General features: G+C 66.0%; 21 protein-coding genes. 7 read left to right on the forward strand and 14 right to left on the reverse strand.

Translation table 11 applies throughout. The annotated features are described in order from the left end of the window. Positions 1 to 12: 12 nt before the first annotated feature. The 3 genes from ACTJK6_RS08200 to ACTJK6_RS08210 all read left to right on the forward strand — a co-directional run bounded on the left by ACTJK6_RS08200 (position 13) and on the right by ACTJK6_RS08210 (position 3,286). On the forward strand, positions 13 to 1,215 hold the full coding sequence (locus ACTJK6_RS08200) for a low temperature requirement protein A (protein ID WP_440838685.1): 1,203 nt from the start codon (positions 13 to 15) through the stop codon (positions 1,213 to 1,215). A 94-nt stretch (positions 1,216 to 1,309) separates the two neighbouring features. After that, positions 1,310 to 2,017 (forward strand): glutathione binding-like protein, encoded by a 708-nt coding sequence (locus tag ACTJK6_RS08205; protein WP_440838801.1) that lies wholly within the window; start codon positions 1,310 to 1,312, stop codon positions 2,015 to 2,017. Positions 2,018 to 2,089: 72 nt separating this feature from the next. Continuing rightward, positions 2,090 to 3,286 (forward strand): MFS transporter, encoded by a 1,197-nt coding sequence (locus tag ACTJK6_RS08210; RefSeq protein ID WP_440838686.1) that lies wholly within the window; start codon positions 2,090 to 2,092, stop codon positions 3,284 to 3,286. 219 nt (positions 3,287 to 3,505) lie between these two features. Here the strand turns inward: ACTJK6_RS08210 and ACTJK6_RS08215 are convergent, their stop codons facing one another. Genes ACTJK6_RS08215 through ACTJK6_RS08230 form a run of 4 tightly spaced genes read right to left on the reverse strand, consistent with a single transcriptional unit; the run spans position 3,506 to position 5,909 of the window. Next, positions 3,506 to 3,763 carry a hypothetical protein gene (locus ACTJK6_RS08215; protein ID WP_414560059.1) on the reverse strand — a complete coding sequence of 86 codons (258 nt, stop codon included), beginning with the start codon at positions 3,761 to 3,763 and terminating at the stop codon, positions 3,506 to 3,508. Continuing rightward, positions 3,760 to 4,176 carry a VOC family protein gene (locus tag ACTJK6_RS08220; protein ID WP_440838688.1) on the reverse strand — a complete coding sequence of 139 codons (417 nt, stop codon included), beginning with the start codon at positions 4,174 to 4,176 and terminating at the stop codon, positions 3,760 to 3,762. Before ACTJK6_RS08220 ends, ACTJK6_RS08215 begins: the two co-directional genes overlap by 4 nt. Beyond that, positions 4,176 to 4,682, reverse strand: coding sequence for a helix-turn-helix domain-containing protein (locus ACTJK6_RS08225; RefSeq protein WP_232041693.1), 507 nt, complete (start codon positions 4,680 to 4,682; stop codon positions 4,176 to 4,178). Before ACTJK6_RS08225 ends, ACTJK6_RS08220 begins: the two co-directional genes overlap by 1 nt. An 18-nt stretch (positions 4,683 to 4,700) precedes the next feature. Continuing rightward, positions 4,701 to 5,909 carry an aminotransferase-like domain-containing protein gene (locus tag ACTJK6_RS08230; protein ID WP_322017141.1) on the reverse strand — a complete coding sequence of 403 codons (1,209 nt, stop codon included), beginning with the start codon at positions 5,907 to 5,909 and terminating at the stop codon, positions 4,701 to 4,703. 125 nt (positions 5,910 to 6,034) lie between these two features. Here ACTJK6_RS08230 and ACTJK6_RS08235 point away from each other — a divergent pair, with 125 nt between their 5' ends. Next, positions 6,035 to 6,388: a glyoxalase superfamily protein gene (locus tag ACTJK6_RS08235; protein ID WP_322017140.1), complete on the forward strand. Its 354-nt coding sequence runs from the start codon at positions 6,035 to 6,037 to the stop codon at positions 6,386 to 6,388. A gap of 70 nt (positions 6,389 to 6,458) precedes the next feature. On the opposite strand, the gene ACTJK6_RS08240 is transcribed toward ACTJK6_RS08235, so the two are convergent. Both ACTJK6_RS08240 and ACTJK6_RS08245 read right to left on the reverse strand, forming a co-directional pair. After that, the gene (locus tag ACTJK6_RS08240) at positions 6,459 to 6,647 is read right to left on the reverse strand and encodes a hypothetical protein (protein WP_232041690.1); all 189 of its coding nucleotides are present in this window, start codon (positions 6,645 to 6,647) and stop codon (positions 6,459 to 6,461) included. Between the two features lie 85 nt (positions 6,648 to 6,732). Continuing rightward, positions 6,733 to 7,203 carry a PRC-barrel domain-containing protein gene (locus tag ACTJK6_RS08245; protein ID WP_232041689.1) on the reverse strand — a complete coding sequence of 157 codons (471 nt, stop codon included), beginning with the start codon at positions 7,201 to 7,203 and terminating at the stop codon, positions 6,733 to 6,735. Positions 7,204 to 7,401: 198 nt separating this feature from the next. Between ACTJK6_RS08245 and ACTJK6_RS08250 the strand changes: the two genes are divergently transcribed. Both ACTJK6_RS08250 and ACTJK6_RS08255 read left to right on the forward strand, forming a co-directional pair. After that, positions 7,402 to 7,878: a hemerythrin domain-containing protein gene (locus ACTJK6_RS08250; protein WP_322017139.1), complete on the forward strand. Its 477-nt coding sequence runs from the start codon at positions 7,402 to 7,404 to the stop codon at positions 7,876 to 7,878. A gap of 30 nt (positions 7,879 to 7,908) precedes the next feature. Next, positions 7,909 to 9,705 (forward strand): thiamine pyrophosphate-requiring protein, encoded by a 1,797-nt coding sequence (locus ACTJK6_RS08255; RefSeq protein ID WP_440838689.1) that lies wholly within the window; start codon positions 7,909 to 7,911, stop codon positions 9,703 to 9,705. A gap of 23 nt (positions 9,706 to 9,728) precedes the next feature. Here ACTJK6_RS08255 and rtcA read toward each other — a convergent pair whose 3' ends face one another. From rtcA to ACTJK6_RS08280, 5 genes are read right to left on the reverse strand one after another with little or no spacing between them, the layout of a single operon-like run. Continuing rightward, positions 9,729 to 10,790, reverse strand: coding sequence for an RNA 3'-terminal phosphate cyclase (gene rtcA, locus ACTJK6_RS08260; protein WP_440838690.1), 1,062 nt, complete (start codon positions 10,788 to 10,790; stop codon positions 9,729 to 9,731). 46 nt (positions 10,791 to 10,836) lie between these two features. Then, complete coding sequence (locus tag ACTJK6_RS08265; protein WP_343620709.1) at positions 10,837 to 11,646, reverse strand: nucleotidyltransferase domain-containing protein; 810 nt, start codon at positions 11,644 to 11,646, stop codon at positions 10,837 to 10,839. A gap of 20 nt (positions 11,647 to 11,666) precedes the next feature. Then, complete coding sequence (locus ACTJK6_RS08270) at positions 11,667 to 12,182, reverse strand: hypothetical protein (protein ID WP_414560056.1); 516 nt, start codon at positions 12,180 to 12,182, stop codon at positions 11,667 to 11,669. 12 nt (positions 12,183 to 12,194) lie between these two features. Continuing rightward, positions 12,195 to 13,409 (reverse strand): RtcB family protein, encoded by a 1,215-nt coding sequence (locus ACTJK6_RS08275; protein WP_440838691.1) that lies wholly within the window; start codon positions 13,407 to 13,409, stop codon positions 12,195 to 12,197. Then, entirely contained in the window at positions 13,406 to 13,819 is a 414-nt protein-coding gene (locus tag ACTJK6_RS08280; RefSeq protein WP_440838692.1) for a zinc-ribbon domain-containing protein, read from the reverse strand. The genes ACTJK6_RS08275 and ACTJK6_RS08280 overlap by 4 nt, the downstream gene beginning before the upstream one ends. Before the next feature lie 194 nt (positions 13,820 to 14,013). Between ACTJK6_RS08280 and rtcR the strand changes: the two genes are divergently transcribed. Further along, entirely contained in the window at positions 14,014 to 15,612 is a 1,599-nt protein-coding gene (gene rtcR / locus ACTJK6_RS08285) for an RNA repair transcriptional activator RtcR (protein ID WP_440838693.1), read from the forward strand. A 103-nt stretch (positions 15,613 to 15,715) separates the two neighbouring features. Here rtcR and ACTJK6_RS08290 read toward each other — a convergent pair whose 3' ends face one another. The 3 genes from ACTJK6_RS08290 to ACTJK6_RS08300 all read right to left on the reverse strand — a co-directional run bounded on the left by ACTJK6_RS08290 (position 15,716) and on the right by ACTJK6_RS08300 (position 18,621). Next, positions 15,716 to 16,636 carry a patatin-like phospholipase family protein gene (locus ACTJK6_RS08290; protein ID WP_440838694.1) on the reverse strand — a complete coding sequence of 307 codons (921 nt, stop codon included), beginning with the start codon at positions 16,634 to 16,636 and terminating at the stop codon, positions 15,716 to 15,718. A gap of 117 nt (positions 16,637 to 16,753) precedes the next feature. After that, positions 16,754 to 17,026, reverse strand: a complete 273-nt coding sequence (locus tag ACTJK6_RS08295; protein WP_102064293.1) for a DUF1145 domain-containing protein — start codon at positions 17,024 to 17,026, stop codon at positions 16,754 to 16,756. 128 nt (positions 17,027 to 17,154) lie between these two features. After that, positions 17,155 to 18,621, reverse strand: coding sequence for an FAD-dependent monooxygenase (locus tag ACTJK6_RS08300; RefSeq protein ID WP_440838695.1), 1,467 nt, complete (start codon positions 18,619 to 18,621; stop codon positions 17,155 to 17,157).

Raw genomic sequence — 18,621 nt, forward strand, 5'->3', positions numbered from 1 at the left:
CCAGGACACCCGATGCCCCGCAGTTACCTCCGCCCCTCGCCAGTCACTTCCGACGGGGCCCATGGCCACCACCGCGTCACCAACATCGAGCTGTTCTTCGATCTTGTGTTCGTGTTTGCGGTGACGCAGCTCTCGCACCTGCTGATCGGCAACTTCACGCTGCAAGGCGGCGCGCAGGCGCTGCTGCTGATGCTGGCCGTGTGGTGGGTGTGGATCTTCACCTCGTGGGTCACCAACTGGCTCGATCCGGACAAGCTCGCCATCCGCATGCTGATGCTCGTTCTGATGACGGGCGGGCTGCTGCTCTCGGCATCGCTGCCGCAGGCGTTCGGCTCGCGCGGACTGGCGTTTGCGCTGGCCTATGTGTTCATGCAGTTCGGGCGCACGGTGTTCTTCCTCTGGGCCGTGCGCGGCGAGTCGCTGCCCATGCGACGCAACTTCCAGCGCATCGCCACGTGGCTTGGCATCTCCGCCGTGCTGTGGCTGGCAGGCGGCCTGTCGGACGGTTCCGTGCGCTGGGCCTGCTGGATCGTCGCGCTGGCCATCGAATGGCTCGGCCCCTCGATGGGCTTCTACACGCCGGGCCTGGGCCGCTCCACCACCAACGACTGGAACGTGGAAGGCGGCCACATGGCCGAGCGCTGCTCGCTGTTCATCATCATCGCGCTGGGCGAATCGGTGCTGGTCACGGGCTCCACGTTTGCCGGGCTCGGCTGGACCGCCGAAAACATCGCGGCGATGGCGATGTCGTTCATCGGCAGCCTGGCGATGTGGTGGCTGTACTTCGACACGATTGCCGAGCGCGGCGCGCACACCATGTCGCATTCGGCGGATCCGGGCCGGCTCGCACGGCTGGCCTACACCTACATCCACGTGGTGCTGGTGGCGGGCATCATCGTCGGGGCCGTGGCCGATGAATTTGTGCTGGCGCATCCGGTGGGCCACGCCCATGAAGGGACAACGCTGGCGGTGCTGGGCAGCGCGGCGCTGTACCTGCTGGGCAACCTGCTGTTCAAGTGGGCGATCTTCGGGCGGCTGCGCCCGGCGCATGTGGTTGGCTTGGTGGTGCTGGGCGGCGCCTGGCTGCCAGCGGGCGAACTGCCCGCGCTCGCAGTCTCCGCGCTGGCGACGGGCGTGCTGTGCGGCACGGCGGCGTGGGAATGGTACGCACGCTCCTGCGAAACGGCGGACCCCGAAGCGGCACACAACCCCTAAGTGGTCACCTGAAAATTCCAGTTTCTGGACATTACAAAAGGCCACTCGCGCGCCTACTCTGTCAACCAACATGACAGAACACGAGGGCCCCGCCATGATCGACCTCTACTACTGCGCCACGCCCAACGGCCTGAAGATGGCGCTGTTCTTTGCCGAAACCGGCTTGCCGCATCGCGTCATCCCCGTCGATATCAGCCGGGGTGACCAGTTCAAGCCCGAGTTCCTGGCTATCTCGCCCAACAACAAGATCCCGGCCATGGTCGACCACGACCCGGCCGAGGGGACCGAGCCGGTGGTGCTGTTCGAATCGGGCGCCATGCTGCTTTACCTGGCCGAGAAAACCGGCCAGCTGATGCCCGCCGACCTGCACGGCCGCATGGAAGTGCTCAAGTGGCTGTTCTGGCAGGTGGGCGGCCTGGGGCCCATGGCCGGGCAGATCGGCCACTTCAACGTGTATGCGCCCGAGCGCGTGCCCTACGCCATCGAGCGCTACACCAAAGAGACCAACCGCCTCTACGGCGTGCTCAACCGCCGCCTGGCCGATCGCCCCTACATTGCCGGCAACGACTACACCATTGCCGACATCGCGGCCTATCCGTGGATCGTCCCGCACGCCGGGCATGGTCAGGACTTGAACGACTTCCCGCACCTGCAGCGCTGGTTCGAAGCCGTGGGCGCACGGCCGGCCACGCAGCGCGCCTATGCCGGGGTGGAGCGTGCCTACTCCCGCCGCCGCGAAGACATCTCCGACGACGAGCGCAGCGTGCTGTTCGGCCAGACGGCCACCTCCACCGCGCGCTGAACCCTGCGGAGCCTGCGCGCTCCGCCCCCCTCCGTTTTCCTCTTCGTTTTCCTTTTCTGACAGGAGCCGACCATGCCGGCATCGCTGTGGTGGTTGTGCCTGGGCGCGTTCGCCATCGGCACTGAAGGTTTCATGATCGCCGGCCTGCTGCCGGTGCTGGCCGCAGACCTGGGCGTGAGCGTGCCGGCGGCCGGGCAGCTCGTCACCGTGTTTGCCGTTACGTATGCCGTGGGCTCGCCGGTCATGGCGACGCTGCTCGGCAATGTCGACCGCCGACGCGTGCTGATCGGCGCGCTGGCCATCTTTGCGGCAGGCAACCTGCTGGCAGCCACCGCGCACGGCTTTGGGCAGTTGATGGCGGCGCGCGTGCTGCTGGCGCTGGCGGCCGGCGTGTTTCTGCCGACGGCCAATGCGGTGGCCACCTCGCTGGTGCCGGCCTCGCGCAGCGGCTCGGCGCTCGCCATCATCACGGGCGGCGGCACGGTGGCGGTGGCGCTCGGCGTGCCGCTGGGCGCATGGATTGCGGCACAGGGCGACTGGCGCTCGACGTTCGTCGCATGCGGTGTGCTGTCGGCACTGGCCACCGCGGGCCTCGCCTTCGGCCTGCCGCGTGCGCTGCCGCACAGCGTGACCACGCTGGCGCAGCGCCTGTCCGTGGCACGCCGCCCCGGCATGCTGCGCGCGCTGGCGGTGTCCACGCTGTGGGCGGCGGGCGGCTTTACGTTCTACACCTACGTCGCACCGTTCTTTGTGCAGGGGCTGGGCTTTGCGCCGCAGCACGTGGGCATCGTGCTGTTCCTGGTCGGCAGCTTTGCGGCGCTGGGCACGGGCCTGGGCGGCCACATGACCGACCGCGCAGGCGTGGCGCGCGTGCTGGCGGTCAGCAGCGCGGGCATCGTGCTGGCGTTCTCCGTACTCTCGCTGTCGGCACAGATGCTGCACGGCACGGTGGCCGGCGCAGTCGCCATCGGCGCGGTCGTGCTGTGGGGCATGGCCGGCTGGGGCTTCGGCCCGGCGCAGGCGACGCGCTTGATCCGCCTCGCGCCCGATGTGTCGCCGATCACGCTGTCGCTGCATGCGTCTGCAGTGTATGTGGGAATTGCGCTGGGGTCGAGCGTTGGCGCGCTGGCCCTGGCGCATGGCGGCCCGGGCATGCTGGGGTGGGCAGCCGCCGCGTGCCATGTGGTGGCGGTGGTGTTGTGGCGCAACAGTGCGCGCCATGAAGCCGCACAGGCAGACGGACCGACGGCCACATCGATCGCACATTGAGCGCCGGGCCGCCGATGCCATGCTCAAGGTTCCGAGCTCGGCGGGCCGAGCAAAAAGCCTCGCGGTTCGAGCTCCGAGCTCGGCGGGCCGAGCAAGAAGCGTCACGGTTCGAGCTCCGAGCTCGGCGAGCCGAGCAAAAAGCCTCGCGATCCGAGCTCCGAGCTCGGCGGGCCGAGCAAAATGCCTCGCGGTTCGAGCTCCGAGCTCGGCGTACCGGCCTCAGGCCCCAGCGGCGGGGGCTTCGCGGTTGGCCCGATTTGCGCGCCGCCCGCCTCGCCGATCCAGGTACGGCAACGCAAACATATAGAGCCCCGTGAACAGCAGCAGCGCCAGCGGCAGCAGCGGCGCGTAGGTGATCCACGCCGGCGGCTGCGCGCCCTTGCTCAGCCCCATGGCGACAAAGTTGGCGATGACGGTGAGCGTGAACGCCATCGACACCCAGCGGTGAAACTGGCGGATTCCGTTGCGGGCGCTCACTGTGCACCTCCGGCGGCCTGGATCATCTTCCAGCCGTTGCCGGCCGGATCACGAAAGCCGGCATCGACACTGCCAAAGCGCTCGATGGGCTCCTGCGTGAATTCCACGCCGCGCTCGCGCAATTGGGCGTAGGCGGCGCGGCAATCGGCGACGGTCAGCACCAGCGGCGGCATCGCGCCCTTGGCGACCATGGCGCGCAAGGTCTGCGCGGTGGCCTCGTCGTGGATGGGCGGGCCGGGCTGGAACAGGCCGAGCTGAAACGACGGCTGCTCCGGATGCTGCACCGTCAGCCAGCGGTACGGGCCGTTACGCACGTCGGTATGCACGCGAAACCCAAGCTTGTCGACATAGAACGCCAGCGCCGCATCCTGATCATCCACATACAGCCCGACGACATTGATCCCTTGGCTCATCACCGCTCCTTGTTGTTGGTGGGTGACGGATTTGTACCCTCCGCCAGTTGGCGGCGCTTCTCCGAAACTGCTGTGACGAGGTCGGGCCGCTGCGCCGCCTTCAGCACACAGGCGGGCACGCGGTCGAGTTGTTGCTGGGGCGCGGTGGCCTGTGCGTGGCGGCGAAGCTCGCTCGGGCTCTGCCCGGTGATGTCGCGAAAGATGCGGCCGAAGGTGCCGAGGCTTTCCCAGCCCGTGGCGTAGGCGATTTCGATGATGGGCAGGTCGGTGTCGCGCAGCAGGGTGGTGGCCTGCTCGATCCGGCGCGTGAGCAGGTAGCGGTGCGGCGGAATGCCGAAGGCCTGCTTGAACGAGCGCGCAAAATGCGCCGCCGAGACGCCGCTCACCTCGGCCAGCCGCTTGACGGGCCACGCCTCGTGCGAGGCGGCGTCCATGCGGTCTTTGGCGCGCAGCAGGCGGCGCAGCAGCGCGGGGTCTTGCTGCGCGTCGGTGTGTGCCGGTGCCACCGCAGCCTGCCGGTGGCGTCAGCCCAGCTTGAACTCGCCAATGGCATGCGCGAGCTTGCGCACCCCCTCTTCCACCTGCGCCAGCGACGAGGTGGCGTACGACAAGCGGAGCGTCGAGCGATCCGGGTCGACCGGGTAGAACGCCGCACCCGGCACGAACGCCACACCGCGCTCGATGGCCACCTTGGCCACATCGCCGGCATTGCGGCCCGGCAAGGTGCACCACAGGAACATGCCGCCGCGCGGGCGGTTGAAGGTCAGTTCGGTGTCGGGCAGCAGCGCACGCAGGCCGTTGGCCATGGCGTGGGCGCGTTCGGCATAGGCAGCGCGCGTGCGCGGCAGCACGGTGTCCAGGCGATTGCTGCGCAGGTAGGCAGCGGCCGTGGCTTGCGCAAACGTGGAGGTGTGCGCGTCGGCAAACTGCTTCACCATCACCGCGTTGCCCAGCACCGGCTGCGAGGCGATCATCCAGCCCACGCGCAGGCCCGGCGCCACCACCTTCGACAGGCTGCCCAGGTAGATCACACGCCCCTGTGCGCCGTCGGTCTGCTGCGACAGCGCGTACAGCGACGGCGGCGGGGGCGCGTCGAAATACAGATCGCCGTAAGGATCGTCTTCCACGATCAGCAGGTTGTGGCGCACCGCCACGTCCAGCAGGCGCTTGCGGCGCTCCAGGCTCATCAGCGCGCCGCTGGGGTTGCCGAAGTTGGGAATCACGTAGAGGAATTTGGGACGCGCAGTGGACAGCACCTGCTCCAGCGCGTCGACGTCCAGGCCGTCGCCATCGGTCGGCACACCGGCCACCTTGGCGCCGTACAGCTTGAATGCCTGAATGGCGGCGAGGAAGGTGGGCGCCTCGGTGAGCACCGTGTCGCCCTCGCCGATCAGCACCTTGCCCAGCAGATCCAGCCCTTGCTGCGAACCGGTGGTGACGAGGATGTCGGTGTTGGCGACGGTGGCGCCGCGCGAGGTCATCAGCGTGACGATGGCCTCACGCAGCGGCTCGAAGCCTTCGGTGGCGCCATATTGCAGGGCGCGGGCGGCGTCGGTGGTGAGCGCGCTGTCGGCGGCGGCCTTCAGGCCTTCCACGTCAAACAGGGCGGCATCCGGAAAGCCGCCAGCAAACGAGATCAGGCCCGGCTTGCCGAGCACCTTGAACAGCTCACGGATGGCGGAGGTTTCAACGTTTTGCAGGCGGGGTGCCAGCAGCGATTGCAGGAATTCCATGGCGTGCGTGTCTCTGTAGTTCGAGTGCCCGCCACTTTACGTGATGTGCGCCGCGTGCGCATGCCAACACGGCGTCACAGCCGTGACTAGAATGCCGCCACCGAACCGGTAAAAAGGAGCTCCGCATGGCCGTCCGACGCATCGTCCCGAACCTGCATGCTGCCGATCCGGCACGTGCCCGCGCGTTCTATGCCGAACTGCTCGATCTGGAAGCGGTAATGGACCACGGCTGGATCGTCACCTTTGCCGACGCGGCCAACACGATGACGCCGCAGGTCAGCATCGCCAGCGAAGGCGGAAACGGTACGCCGGTGCCGGCGCTTTCAGTAGAGGTGGACGACGTGGATGCCGTGCATGCGCGGGCCGTCTCGTTGGGCCTGGAGATCGTCTACCCGCTCGTTGATGAGCCCTGGGGCGTGCGCCGCTTTTACGTGCGCGATCCGTTCGGCAACGTGATCAACATCCTGGCGCACCGTTAACGCGGCTGCATCGAAGAAAAACGCCCGCATGCCAAAGAGGCGATGCGGGCGCGGCAGTGCCGGGTGATGACTACCGGTGGTTGCCGTTGTGGGTGCGCTTGTCCTGGTGTGCGCTGCCGTTCTTATCCTTGTCGACAACGCGCGTGATGCCGCCCGTGGCGGGCGGGTCACTGGCCGGGAACGTGTCTTCCACGGCTTTTTCCACCAGCTCCTCACGCTTCTCTGCGTGCGGATGCTTCTCTTTCTTGCCTTTCTCCATGGCGCCCTCCTGTTTCAAGCGTGGTTGACGACACGCAAGCGAACGGCGTGCCCGGGCACCTCAACTGAGCGCCTCAACTGAGCGCTCAATACTCTTCCCAGTACGGACGCGAACCGTAGTACTCGTGCACGGACTGCGCCCAGGTCGGATCGGCCATCGTGGGCCAGCTGTCCTTGTCGAAGCCTGGAGCCGCCTCAAGGCGATCCTTGTTGGCGTCGAGCACGAAGCACTTGCGGTCCACGTCGAGCGACATGGCGCTCCACGGCACGGCAAACAGCTTGTCGCCAATGCCCAGGAAGCCGCCCACCGACATCACCGCGTAGGCGATCCGGCCGCGCTGCACGTCGAGCATGATGTCGGTGATCTTGCCGAGGTCTTCCCCATTGAGGTTGACGACGCGATTGCCCTCCAGCGTATCGGCCGCCATCAGTTCCGGGCCGGGGCCAGCCGAATCGGCATCGGCGCGCCCGATGATGCGCATGCGTACACCGGCGGTGGTTCCCACACCAGTGGCGGTACCGGTGCCCAGCGTGGTGCCGGTTGTCGTGGTTTGCATAGCAGTTACCTCCCATCAATCAGTTGACGTTCAGGATGATGTGCGGCGGCCACGCAATTGCGCGGCCTCTGTCGCACGTAACCACCTGTGTCAGCACGAAGCTTGCCTGCGCCGCATCGACTGCAGAGACGCGCGTGCGGCATGCCGCTTGCTCGACGGTTCGGCGTACTCAAACCAGAACCCCTACCGGAGAGCCCCATGAACAAAGCGGAAATCCCTGTGGCGCAACGCGCTGTGCTGTCGATGCTGCTGGACGATCACCGCGAGGTGAAAAAACTGTTCAAGACGTTCCAACAGGAGAAAGACAAAGCCACCGGCGAGCAAATCGTGCGCGAAGCGTGTGAAAAGTTGACCGTCCATACGCAGCTTGAGGAAGAGGTGTTCTACCCGTTCGTGCGCGACAACGGCGGCGAAGCGTTCAAAGACCTTGTCGACGAAGCCGTGGTGGAGCACGCCACCGCAAAGGACCTGATCAAGCAGTTGAACGGCATGCATGCGGGCGACGACCTGTTCGCGGCCAAGTTCACCGTACTGGCCGAGTACGTCTCGCACCACGTGGAAGAGGAAGAGACCGAACTCTTTCCCAAGCTCGTCCGTCAGCACATCGACCTGACACCGCTGCAGGAACCCATGACCGCGCGCAAGGAAGCCCTGCTCGCCGAGACCGCCAGCTGACGACCCACCACCCGATACCGGACCGACACCATGCAAGCCACCGTCTGCGATTTCCTCGTCGCCCGCCTGTATGACTGGGGGGTGCGGCGCATCTTTGGCTACCCCGGAGACGGCATCAACGGCATGTTCGGGGCCCTGCAGCGCGCGGGCGGCAAGATCGAGTTCGTGCAGGTGCGGCATGAAGAGATGGCCGCCTTCATGGCTTCGGCGCACGCCAAGTTCACGGGTGAGCTGGGCGTGTGCATGGCAACGTCCGGGCCGGGTGCCACACACCTCATCACGGGGCTGTATGACGCGCGACTCGACCACATGCCTGTGCTGGCGATTACCGGCCAGCAGGCGCGCACAGCGGTCGGTGGTCACTACCAGCAGGAGGTCGATCTGGCGGCGATGTTCCGCGACGTGGCGGGCGCGTTTGTCCACCAGGCCAGCATGCCGGCACAGGTGCGGCACCTACTGGATCGTGCAGTGCGCATCGCCATCGGGCAACGCCGCGTGACGGCGTTGGTGCTACCAAACGATCTGCAGGAAATGCCCTACGCCGAGCCGCCGCGCGCGCATGGCACGGTGCACTCGGGCGTCGGCTACAGCGCGCCGAGCGTGATCCCGCAAGCCGCCGATCTGGAACGCGCAGCGGACATCCTCAACAGCGGCCGCCGGGTGGCGATGCTCGTGGGCGCGGGTGCCCTCGGGGCCAGCGCAGAAGTCGCAGCCGTGGCGGAAACGCTCGGCGCGGGCGTGGCCAAGGCGCTGCTAGGCAAGGCCGTGTTGCCCGACGAATTGCCCTATGTGACCGGCGCCATCGGCCTGCTCGGCACCGAGCCGAGCTGGGAGCTGATGAACCATTGCGACACGCTGTTGATGGTCGGCTCCGGCTTTCCCTACGCAGAATTTCTCCCCAAGGAAGGCCAGGCGCGCGGCGTACAGATCGACCTGGACCCCGGCATGCTGGGGCTGCGCTATCCGATGGAGGTCAACCTCGTCGGCGACAGCGCGCAGACGCTGCGTGCGCTGCTGCCGCTGCTTCAGCGCAAGACCGATCGCTACTGGCCCGACCGCATTGCCCGCTGGAACGAGAGTTGGTGGAAGACGCTGGAAGAGCGCGCGCTGCAGCCGGCCTATCCCGTCAACCCGCAGCGCGTGCTGTGGGAGCTGTCACCCAAGCTGCCGGACAACGTGATCGTCACCAGCGACTCCGGCACCTGCGCCAACTGGTATGCGCGCGATATCAAGTTCAAGCCCGGCATGATGGGCTCGCTCTCGGGCGGGCTGGCCTCGATGGGCGCCGCCGTGCCGTACGCGATTGCCGCCAAGTTTGCGTACCCCGATCGCCCTGTCATCGCACTCGTGGGCGACGGCGCCATGCAGATGAACAACATGGCCGAACTCATCACCGTGTCGAAATACTGGAAGCGGTGGAAGTCTCCCAAGTGGATCTGCATGGTGCTCAACAACCAGGATCTGAACGAAGTCACCTGGGAGCAGCGCGTGATGGAAGGCGACCCGAAATTCCCGGCGTCACAGGACATCCCCGACGTGCCGTATCACCGGTTTGCGGAGTTGATCGGGTTGAAGGGCATTTACGTCGACAACCCCGACCAGCTTGCCGGTGCGTGGGACGAAGCGCTCGACGCAGACCGCCCCGTGGTCCTGGAAGTGAAGACCGACCCCGATGTGCCGCCGCTGCCGCCGCACGTCACGCTGCAGCAGGCGCGCAACTTTGCGACGGCCCTGGCGTACGGCGACCCGGACGCCAGCGGTGTGCTGCGCGGGACGGCGCGGCAGGTGTTGTCGGCGTTGTTTCCGGTGCATAAGGAGAAGGAGTGACACGGAAAGTTGAGGTGGCGCAGTCAGGCCACCTCGACGTGGACGGCGCCTGATTCCAGCGGGCGCGCCGCCACCTCCACCGGCAGGAACTTCTCGATCACGCCGATGTTGGTCAGCAGGTGCGATGACGCCGTGACCACCGTGAAAGCACCGGCGCCTGCGAGCGCCATCGGCAGCACAAGTTGATCGGCGAGGTATTCGTCGACGGCTGCGGTGCTTTGCAGGTAGCGCTGCGCAATGTGAGCCACGTCCTTGCCGATCGTCTCTGCCGTCACGCCACGCTCGCCGAAGCCCGTGAACACTTCGGTCACGTGCTCATGCTCGATATCCAATACGAGCGCATTGCCGGGGCCTTCCGCGTTGCCGAGGTCGCGGACCGTGCCTTCGACGCCGGGCACGAGGCGAGTCAACGTGTCCAATTCGCGCCGCGCCACGCTGCCGCGCACGCCGGCAACGATGCCTTCGGCACGCAGCGCCCGTTGCGCACCGCGCTCGGTCAGATGTAGCGGCGTCAAGGCATTCGAGCACGGCGCCACCGTCGCCACCACCTCGCCGCCGCCCGCCGGGTAGAAACCATGGCGCTTGAGCGCAAGCGTCTGTGTCACGCCCATCCGCGCCACCAGCGGCAGCCACGCCCGGATGAGGAAATCGACCGGCGGCGCCGCGCGGTTGTGCGTGCCGCCGCTGACCGACACGATGCTCGGCGCATCGGCAAACCAAAGTGCTGGGAGGATCGTCTGCAGCACGAGCGTGCAGCTGCCGGCCGTGCCGATGGCGAAACGGTAATCACCGCCACGGATGGCGCCCGGCGCAAACCGCAGCGTCTGCGAGCCTGCTTCTGCACCCTCTACCGTCGCGCCGCTGATCTGCACGGCCGCCTGCACCGCCGTCAGGTGCTGGCGCAGCAAGCCCGGCTTCGAACGCTTGGCGCGGATGTTCTCGATCCGGAATGGCGTGCCGGTCAGCATGGACAGCGTGAGCGCCGTACGCAGGATTTGCCCGCCCCCTTCCCCTTGTGCGCCGTCCAGCTCGATGCAATCGGCGGACTGCGCGTGGTGTGCGTTTCGTTGTAATAGGGTGTTCATGGTTTGTTTTTCTTGTTGGACTACGCAACCCTTCGTGGAATGCGCGTCAGGTCGTGCAGGGCCAGCGCGTCAGCACGGTGTCATGGAGAAACGCATCCAGCGCGGCTGGATTGCCCGTGGCTTGGCGGAAATCTGCAGGCACGTCTTCCTGCGCCAATGCCTCCTCGATGAAGGCATGGATACGCGGAAAGCGTGCGCCATATTCCGCCTCGCCCGACTCCATCTTGATCGCCAACAGTTGGTTGATCTCGTCACGCAACGCGGCATCCCGCACCATCACGTCGGCCAGGTCGGCAAAACGCATCGGCGGGATGCCCCGGCCTTCGTCGATCCACTGTGCGGCGAGCAGCGGACGCAGCACGTACAGGTACTTCTTCATGCGAACCGTCTCGCCCTGCAGATAGCCGCGAAAGTTCTTCGCCGCCATCGACACATAGTGCCAACGGCCCTTGCGCTCGGAAAAGAACGTCGGCGCCAGCATGCGCATGCGGGCGGCCAGCGCCGCGTCCTGGCGATAGACCACGGGCGAAGCGAGCCACTCGAGCAATGTCGGGTTGGAGCGATGCATCAGTTGCAGCGCCTTGCGTAGCTCCCAGCCGGAAATGTCCAGCTCGTCGCTGATGGGCAGTTCGATAACGTCGCGCTGCGGCTCCACGCGCAGGTACCACTCGGGCTGATGCACGTAGACGAAGCGCACGTCGTAGTCGCTGTCTGGCGAGGCAAAGCCCCAGCCGCGGCTACCCGATTCGCATGCGAAGAGCACGCGCACATCGTGCTGCTGTTCGATGTTGGTCAGCTCCGCCAGCACGCGTTCGCGGATTTCGTCCGAGACGGGGTGTGAGTAGATGAAGGTCATAGCGATTCGTTGTTCTTGTCTTAATCGGTGGTGCTTGCCGCGAGAACACACAGCGTGCGGCATCGCGGGTTGAAGACGGTCAGGCACCAGATGCCCCACCATTCCTTTCCTGCATCAAAGTAATCGCACCAGGTACTGCGTCCGGGCTCTTCGTCAGGGTTGCCCACCCAGTCGATGACGTTCACTCCGTCAGCCGGCAGAAGGCCAAGCACCGCCGCCCATTCCGAGAACGCCTTGGCTTCGAGCTTCGTGCCGTAGGGCGGATCCAGGAAGGCACGTTCCAACGCCCCACCCTTTTTTGTGAGCGCCCGGACGTCAGCCGCGCCGAGCGTCCGGGGACAAGCACGGTCCAGGTGGACGTCCTGCGCGGGCCATCCAAGCTGCGCAAACAAGCCGGCCAGTGCCTGGCGGTGAATCTCAATGCCAGGCCCATCCGGCGCTTCGACGCGATACAGCGCGAAGTCGAAGACGCAGCCGGCTTGCAGCAAGTGCTGCCGCATTGCTTCCAGTTCCGGACGCTCAACACCCGTCAGCATGCTCGCCCCCGCTTAGCCCTTCACACACACCACCTGCCGCAGCGTGTGGACAATCTCCACCAAGTCCGCCTGCGCGGCCATCACGTGGTCGATGTCCTTGTAGGCCATCGGGATCTCGTCGATCACGTCGACGTCCTTGCGGCATTCCACGTGGGCCGTGGCGCGGATCTGGTCATCGACCGTGAAACGCTTCTTGGCCTGCGTGCGGCTCATGGTACGGCCTGCGCCGTGGCTGCACGAACAGAAGGCGTCTTCGTTACCGAGCCCGCGCACGATGAAGCTCTTTGCGCCCATCGACCCCGGGATGATCCCAAGCTGCCCCTTCTGTGCCGACACCGCGCCCTTGCGCGTCACCAGCACCTCGCGCCCGAAGTGGGTTTCGCGCTGCACGTAGTTGTGGTGGCAGTTCACCGCTTCCACGTCGGCCGCAAACGGCTTGGTGATGACCTTGCGCGCCGCCGCAATCACGTTCTGCATCATCGTGGCGCGGTTGCGGCGCGCGTAGTCCTGCGCCCAGCCGACGGCTTCAACGTAATCGTTGAAGTGCTCGCTGCCTTCTTCGAAGTACGCCAGGTCGCGGTCAGGCAGGTTGGCGATGTGCTGTCGCATATCGGCCTGCGCCAGTTCAATGAACAGGTTGCCGATGGCGTTACCCACACCGCGCGAACCCGAGTGCAGCATGAACCAGACGCGCTGCGCCTCGTCCAGGCAGACCTCGATGAAGTGGTTGCCGGTACCGAGCGTTCCCAGGTGCTTGTAGTTGTTGGTGTTCTTCAACTTCGGGTACTTGTCGGTGATGCGCTTGAAGCCATCGGCCAGTTCGCCCCACATGGCGTCGACGGTTTCGGGCGGCGTGTTCCACGCACCCTTGTCGCGCGGGCCCGGCGTACGGCCGTGCGGCACCGCCGCTTCAATGGCGCTGCGCAGGCCGTGCAGGTTGTCCGGCAAATCAGCCGCCGTGAGCGTCGTACGCGCGGCCATCATGCCGCAGCCGATATCCACGCCGACGGCCGCCGGGATGATCGCGCCGTGCGTCGGGATCACGCTGCCGATGGTCGAACCCTTACCCAAATGCACGTCCGGCATCACTGCCAGATGCTTGAAGATGAACGGCATCTTGGCCGTGTTCATCAGTTGCTTGCGGGCGTCGTCTTCCACCGGCACGCCGTTGGTCCACAGCTTGATGTCGGCGCCGTTGTCGACGTGAAGGGTGTTGTAGCTGCTCATGATGCGTTGCTTCCTTTGTTGTTGTCGTTGTTCTTCTTGCTGATCGTGCGTCCGCTGCGTCGTGCCACTCGGCACGGTTTGCAGCGGATGGCGATCGAGTCGATATAGCCCTTGGCGGTTTCATACCACCATTTCTGCTGTGCGGCGGTCCAGACCTCATGCTTTCCGCAATCGACGCAGGCGTACCACTGATCGACGTAGTAGCCGTGCTGTGCGAAGCGGGGCAGACCGGAACCCCAGCTGTTGTGCGGCGCAAGTTGCGACAAATCCACCGGCAAGCTACCTCGCGGTGGAGGCGGAGGTGGAGGCGACACCGGCGCTCGTGCCCGCAGGCAGGCAATCTTTGCCTGTTCTCGCCGCTCGTGGCGCCGCGCCATGATGGCGGCGCGCTTTTGTTTACCGCTGATCATGGTGCGCTCCCGCTGAGTTGGACACATCCTCTAGTGCAATGGGTATGCCAGGTCACTTCCCATGGAACGACCAACTTCGCAACACCTTGATTCCATTGGGTTTTCACGCATCCAACGCAGATGTAGGCACGCTAAACTTCCCGAAATATCGATCTATCGATATATTGGTTTATCTTTTTGGATAAACACGCGGGATGCGAAAAAACGTCGCCATCGGTTTCGTCGGTACCACGCTCGACTACGTGGGCAAGGGCGCGCAGCGCTGGGAGCGGTGGCGGCCGACCGTCGGCCTGTGCCAGCAGGACGACCTCGTCATCCACCGTCTGGAGCTGCTGCACGACGCCCGCAGCCGCGGCCTGTTCGAACGGCTGCGCTCGGACATCGCGTCCGTATCGCCCGAGACCGAGGTGCGCAGTGTGGAAGTGTCGCTCCGCGACCCGTGGGACTTCGAAGAGGTCTACAGCACGCTGCACGACTTCACCCGCAGCTATGCCTTCGACACCGAGGCCGAGGACTACATCATCCACATCACCACGGGCACGCACGTCGCGCAGATCTGCTGGTTCCTGCTGGCCGAAGCGCGCTACCTGCCGGCCCAGCTCATCCAGACCGCACCGCCGCGCAAGAAGGAACTCGGCAACACGGCCGGCAGCTACAGCATCATCGACCTGGACCTCTCGCGCTACGACAAGATCGCCAGGCGTTTTGCACGCGAGCGCGAAGACACGGTGTCGCTGCTAAAGTCGGGCATCGCCACACGCAACCCGGCGTTCAACCGCATGATCGAGCAGATCGAGCGCGTGGCCTCGCGCTCCAAATCGCCAATGCTGCTGTTCGGGCCGACCGGCGCCGGCAAGTCGTTCCTCGCGCGCCGTGTGTATGAGATGAAGAAAGCGCGCCATCAACTGGCGGGCCGCTTTGTCGAAGTGAACTGCGCCACGCTGCGCGGCGACAGCGCCATGTCGGCGCTCTTCGGCCACGTGAAAGGCGCCTTTACCGGCGCACAGACCGAGCGCGCGGGCCTGCTGCGCAGCGCGGACGGCGGCCTGCTTTTCCTCGACGAGATTGGCGAACTCGGCCTGGACGAACAAGCCATGCTGCTCAAGGCCATCGAAGAGAAGCGTTTCCTCCCCTTTGGCAGCGACCGCGAAGTCAAAAGCGATTTCCAGCTTATCGCGGGCACCGTGCGCGACCTGCGGCAGTGGGTGGCCGAGGGGCGCTTTCGCGAAGACTTATACGCGCGGATCAATCTGTGGACCTTCGACCTGCCGGGCCTCGCTGATCGCCCTGAAGATCTGGAACCGAATCTGGATTTCGAACTAGCCCGTTTTGCGCGCGAGCACGGCGAGCAAGTGCGCTTCCATACCGAGGCGCGCCGCATCTATCTGAAGTTCGTCACCTCGCCGCAGGCCCGCTGGACGGGCAACTTCCGCGAACTGTCGGCCAGCGTTACGCGGCTGGCAACGCTGGCCGAAGGCGGACGCATTACCGAAGCCGATGTCGCGGACGAAATCACTCGTCTGCAACGCACGTGGGCCGAACCGGATGCGGCAGGCAAAGGCGACAGCCTTGCCAACTTGATCGGCGACGCGGTGGCATCGATCGACCTGTTCGACCGCATGCAGCTGGAGAACGTGATTGCCGTGTGCCGTGAATCGGCATCGCTGTCCGACGCCGGACGCCGGCTCTTCGACGTGTCGCGCGCCGAGAAGGCCAAGGTGAATGATGCCGACCGGCTGCGCAAGTACCTCGCACGGTTCGGGCTGGATTGGGCGACCGTGCGCGCCGGCTAGGCGCTCGACAAGATGCCCACCATCCTTCGCATGGCGCCCGCAACTGCAGGCCCAGCCATCAAGCGGATGGAAGCGCCAGACAGAAAATCCCGCCCTATCCGCATCAAGCCGCTGGCATGCCTTGGGGGTCTGCGCTGCAGTTCGGGTGATCTTCGTTGTGATGGTGCTCACGCAGCGCCCCCGGGATCCCGGTGCCCGCCAGACCATCGGCTGCGAGCCAAGCCGCCGTGGCGGCAGCGGCACGGTCGATCAGTTCGCCGCAGCGGGCGTAGTCGTAGGGCGACACGTCGAGCGGGCACAGCGGCGGCACGACCGTAATGGGTACCTGCCCGGCCCAGCGTTCCAGGTCTTGCACAAGCTGACGCGCGACCAGCAGCGACAAGGCGTTCAGCGCGTGCTCGATGGCGCTGCGCGGGGCGCGACGGTCGGCACACGCGAATCCCGCCGGCAATACGACGACGCGTGTGGCGCCCAGCCGGATGGCCGCGGAGATTGGCGTGTTGTTGGCGACGCCGCCGTCGATCAACAGGCGATCACCAACGCGCACGGGCGGAAACACGCCGGGAATGGCGGCGCTGGCCAGCACGGCCGGCACGATGGCGCCAGACGACAACACCACCTCGGCACCGGTGCGCATGTCGGTGGCCACGACGTGCAGCGGCAGCGTGGCCGCCTCCAGCAGGGTCTGCGCGAAATGCCGCGTCAGCAGGCGCTGCAGGCCAGACGCATCGACGAGGTGTTCCCGTTGTCCGCCCAGGATGCCCAGCATGCTGAACATCGCCCGCCAGGACCACGGCATCACGTCGGCGCGCCGCACACCGCGCCACAGCGCCTCGAGCTGCGCCGTGCCGGCCGCGTGCGGATGGCACGCAAAAAAGGCAGCGTTGATGGCGCCAGCCGAGGCCCCCACCACCATGTCGGGCACCACGCCCGAGGCCACCAGCTCGCGCAGCATGCCGGCCTCGATGGCGCCGAGGCTGCCGCCGCCGGCAAAGACAAACGCCGTTCGTTCCACTCTGTCCATGATCGATGCCGCGTTGCAGCAAGGAGTCCCAACTGGTCAATCCAGGGACGACTGGAACTAGAGTAGGTCTGCCCTGCCGTTGCGGCTAGTCGACCAATCAGCGGCGACGAGGGGCGATCAGCGGGCTTGTCGCGCGGCGTCGGCCAGGGGCTTCCAGTGCAGAAAGCCGAACAGCAACGTCAGCAGCACGCTGTCGAACAGCGGTCCGTTGTGCAGCGCGACCTTGCGAAAGCACAGCACCACTTCCAGCAGGTGCGCAGCCAGCAACACCAGCGCCACGATGCGCAGCCAGCCAATCGCGTCGGCCGACAGCGGCAGTGGCGTGGCATAGCTCGCCAGCGCGAGGCCATACACGGCGAGCAGGACGATCTTGCTGAGGACGTTGAACATGCCAGGACTCCAGAGGGACGGTGATTCAGGTGCCATGCAGCATACCGGCCACCGCGGTCCCTCCTGCCGCTTCAAACACCTGGATAGACGCCGCCCTCCACCCGGCCGTATCTGCTGGCGGCGGGTGCTCAGGCCGTCGCCGCACCGAACCAGCGATGCAAGGCCGCTTGCAGCCCCGCAGTCGTTCCGTCACCGACCCACGCCACGTGACCGTCAGGACGGATCAGCACCGCAGCAGGTGCGGGCACTGTGCCAACCACCGGCAGCGACCAGGTTCCTGCATAGCGGGCGTCGACACGTCGCACGCGATCGGCCCATGGCGCGATGTCGATGGCATCCGCAGGGCCGAAGTTGATCAGCACCGCCCCCGCCCCGTGCAACAGGTGGAAGACGCGCACCGTGCCCTCGGCGGTCTCCAGGTCGAGATCGGGCATGCGGCGACCGAGCAGCGGATGCCCTTCACCGAAGTCGTATCGCACATCGAGCGCGGAGACCATCCCAACAAGGCGCCTGCGCGGTTCATCCATGCGAAACAGCTCCGAGGTGATCTCGCTCAGCGCCTTGGAGCGCTCGTCCTGGCGAAGCAGCACCACCTGCGCCAGCGTATTGCGCAACGTGCGCGCGGCAACCGGATGGCGCTCCGCGTGATAGCTGTCGAGCAGGCTGTCGGGTGCTGTTCGTTTGATGACCGCGGCCAGCTTCCAGCCGAGGTTCACGGCATCCTGCATGCCCATGTTCAGGCCCTGTCCGCCCATGGGCGGATGCACGTGCGCGGCGTCGCCTGCCAGCAGCACGCGTTTGTCGCGGTAGGCCACGGCCTGGCGGGCCATATCGGAAAACCGCGAGATCCAGTTCGGGCGATGCGCGCCGAAGTCCGTGCCATAGACGGCGATCAACGCCTCGCTCAGGTCCGCCAGCGTGGGCGCATTGTCGGTGCCAAGTTGTCGCTCCGTCAGCACGACGCGGACACACTTGCCATCTTCCATGGGCGCGACGGCGTGCCGGCCGATGGCATCGTATTTGAAGCCGAAGGGGGGCGGCGTCTGCGTGGTGTGCACCTCGGCGATCAGCCAGCTCGTCGTGGCGTCCCAGCCTGCAAACGCAATGCCGGCGGCCTTGCGAACCGCGCTGCGCCCGCCATCGCAGCCAACGAGGTATTGCGCACGCAGCATCTCGCCGTCGGATAGCGTGACGTCAACGCCGGTGTCGTCTTGCGAGAAGCCGGTGACGTCCCGCGCGCGATAGAACGGCACGCGAAGCTCGCTCACCCACTGCGCCAGGATGCGCTCGGTATGGTGCTGCCACAGGCCGAGCACATAGTTGTGCCGAGTGGGAAAGTCGCTGATGTCCAGCGGGCTCTCGCCGAAGTGCACGACCGGATAGGTCTTGCCCTGCGAGACAAAGCGCTCGGCTAAACCGCGCTGGTCGAGCACCTCGACGGAGCGCGCATGTAGCCCCAGTGCACGCACGCCGACCACGTCCTGGTTGGCGCGGCGCTCCACAATGGCGACGTCAATCCCGACCAACGCCAGCTCCGCCGCAAGCATGAGCCCCGTCGGTCCCCCGCCGGCAATCACCACGGCATGCCCGCTCAT

Origin of the sequence: Ralstonia sp. 22086 (assembly GCF_052045975.1) — a bacterium.
Classification (GTDB): domain Bacteria; phylum Pseudomonadota; class Gammaproteobacteria; order Burkholderiales; family Burkholderiaceae; genus Ralstonia; species Ralstonia wenshanensis.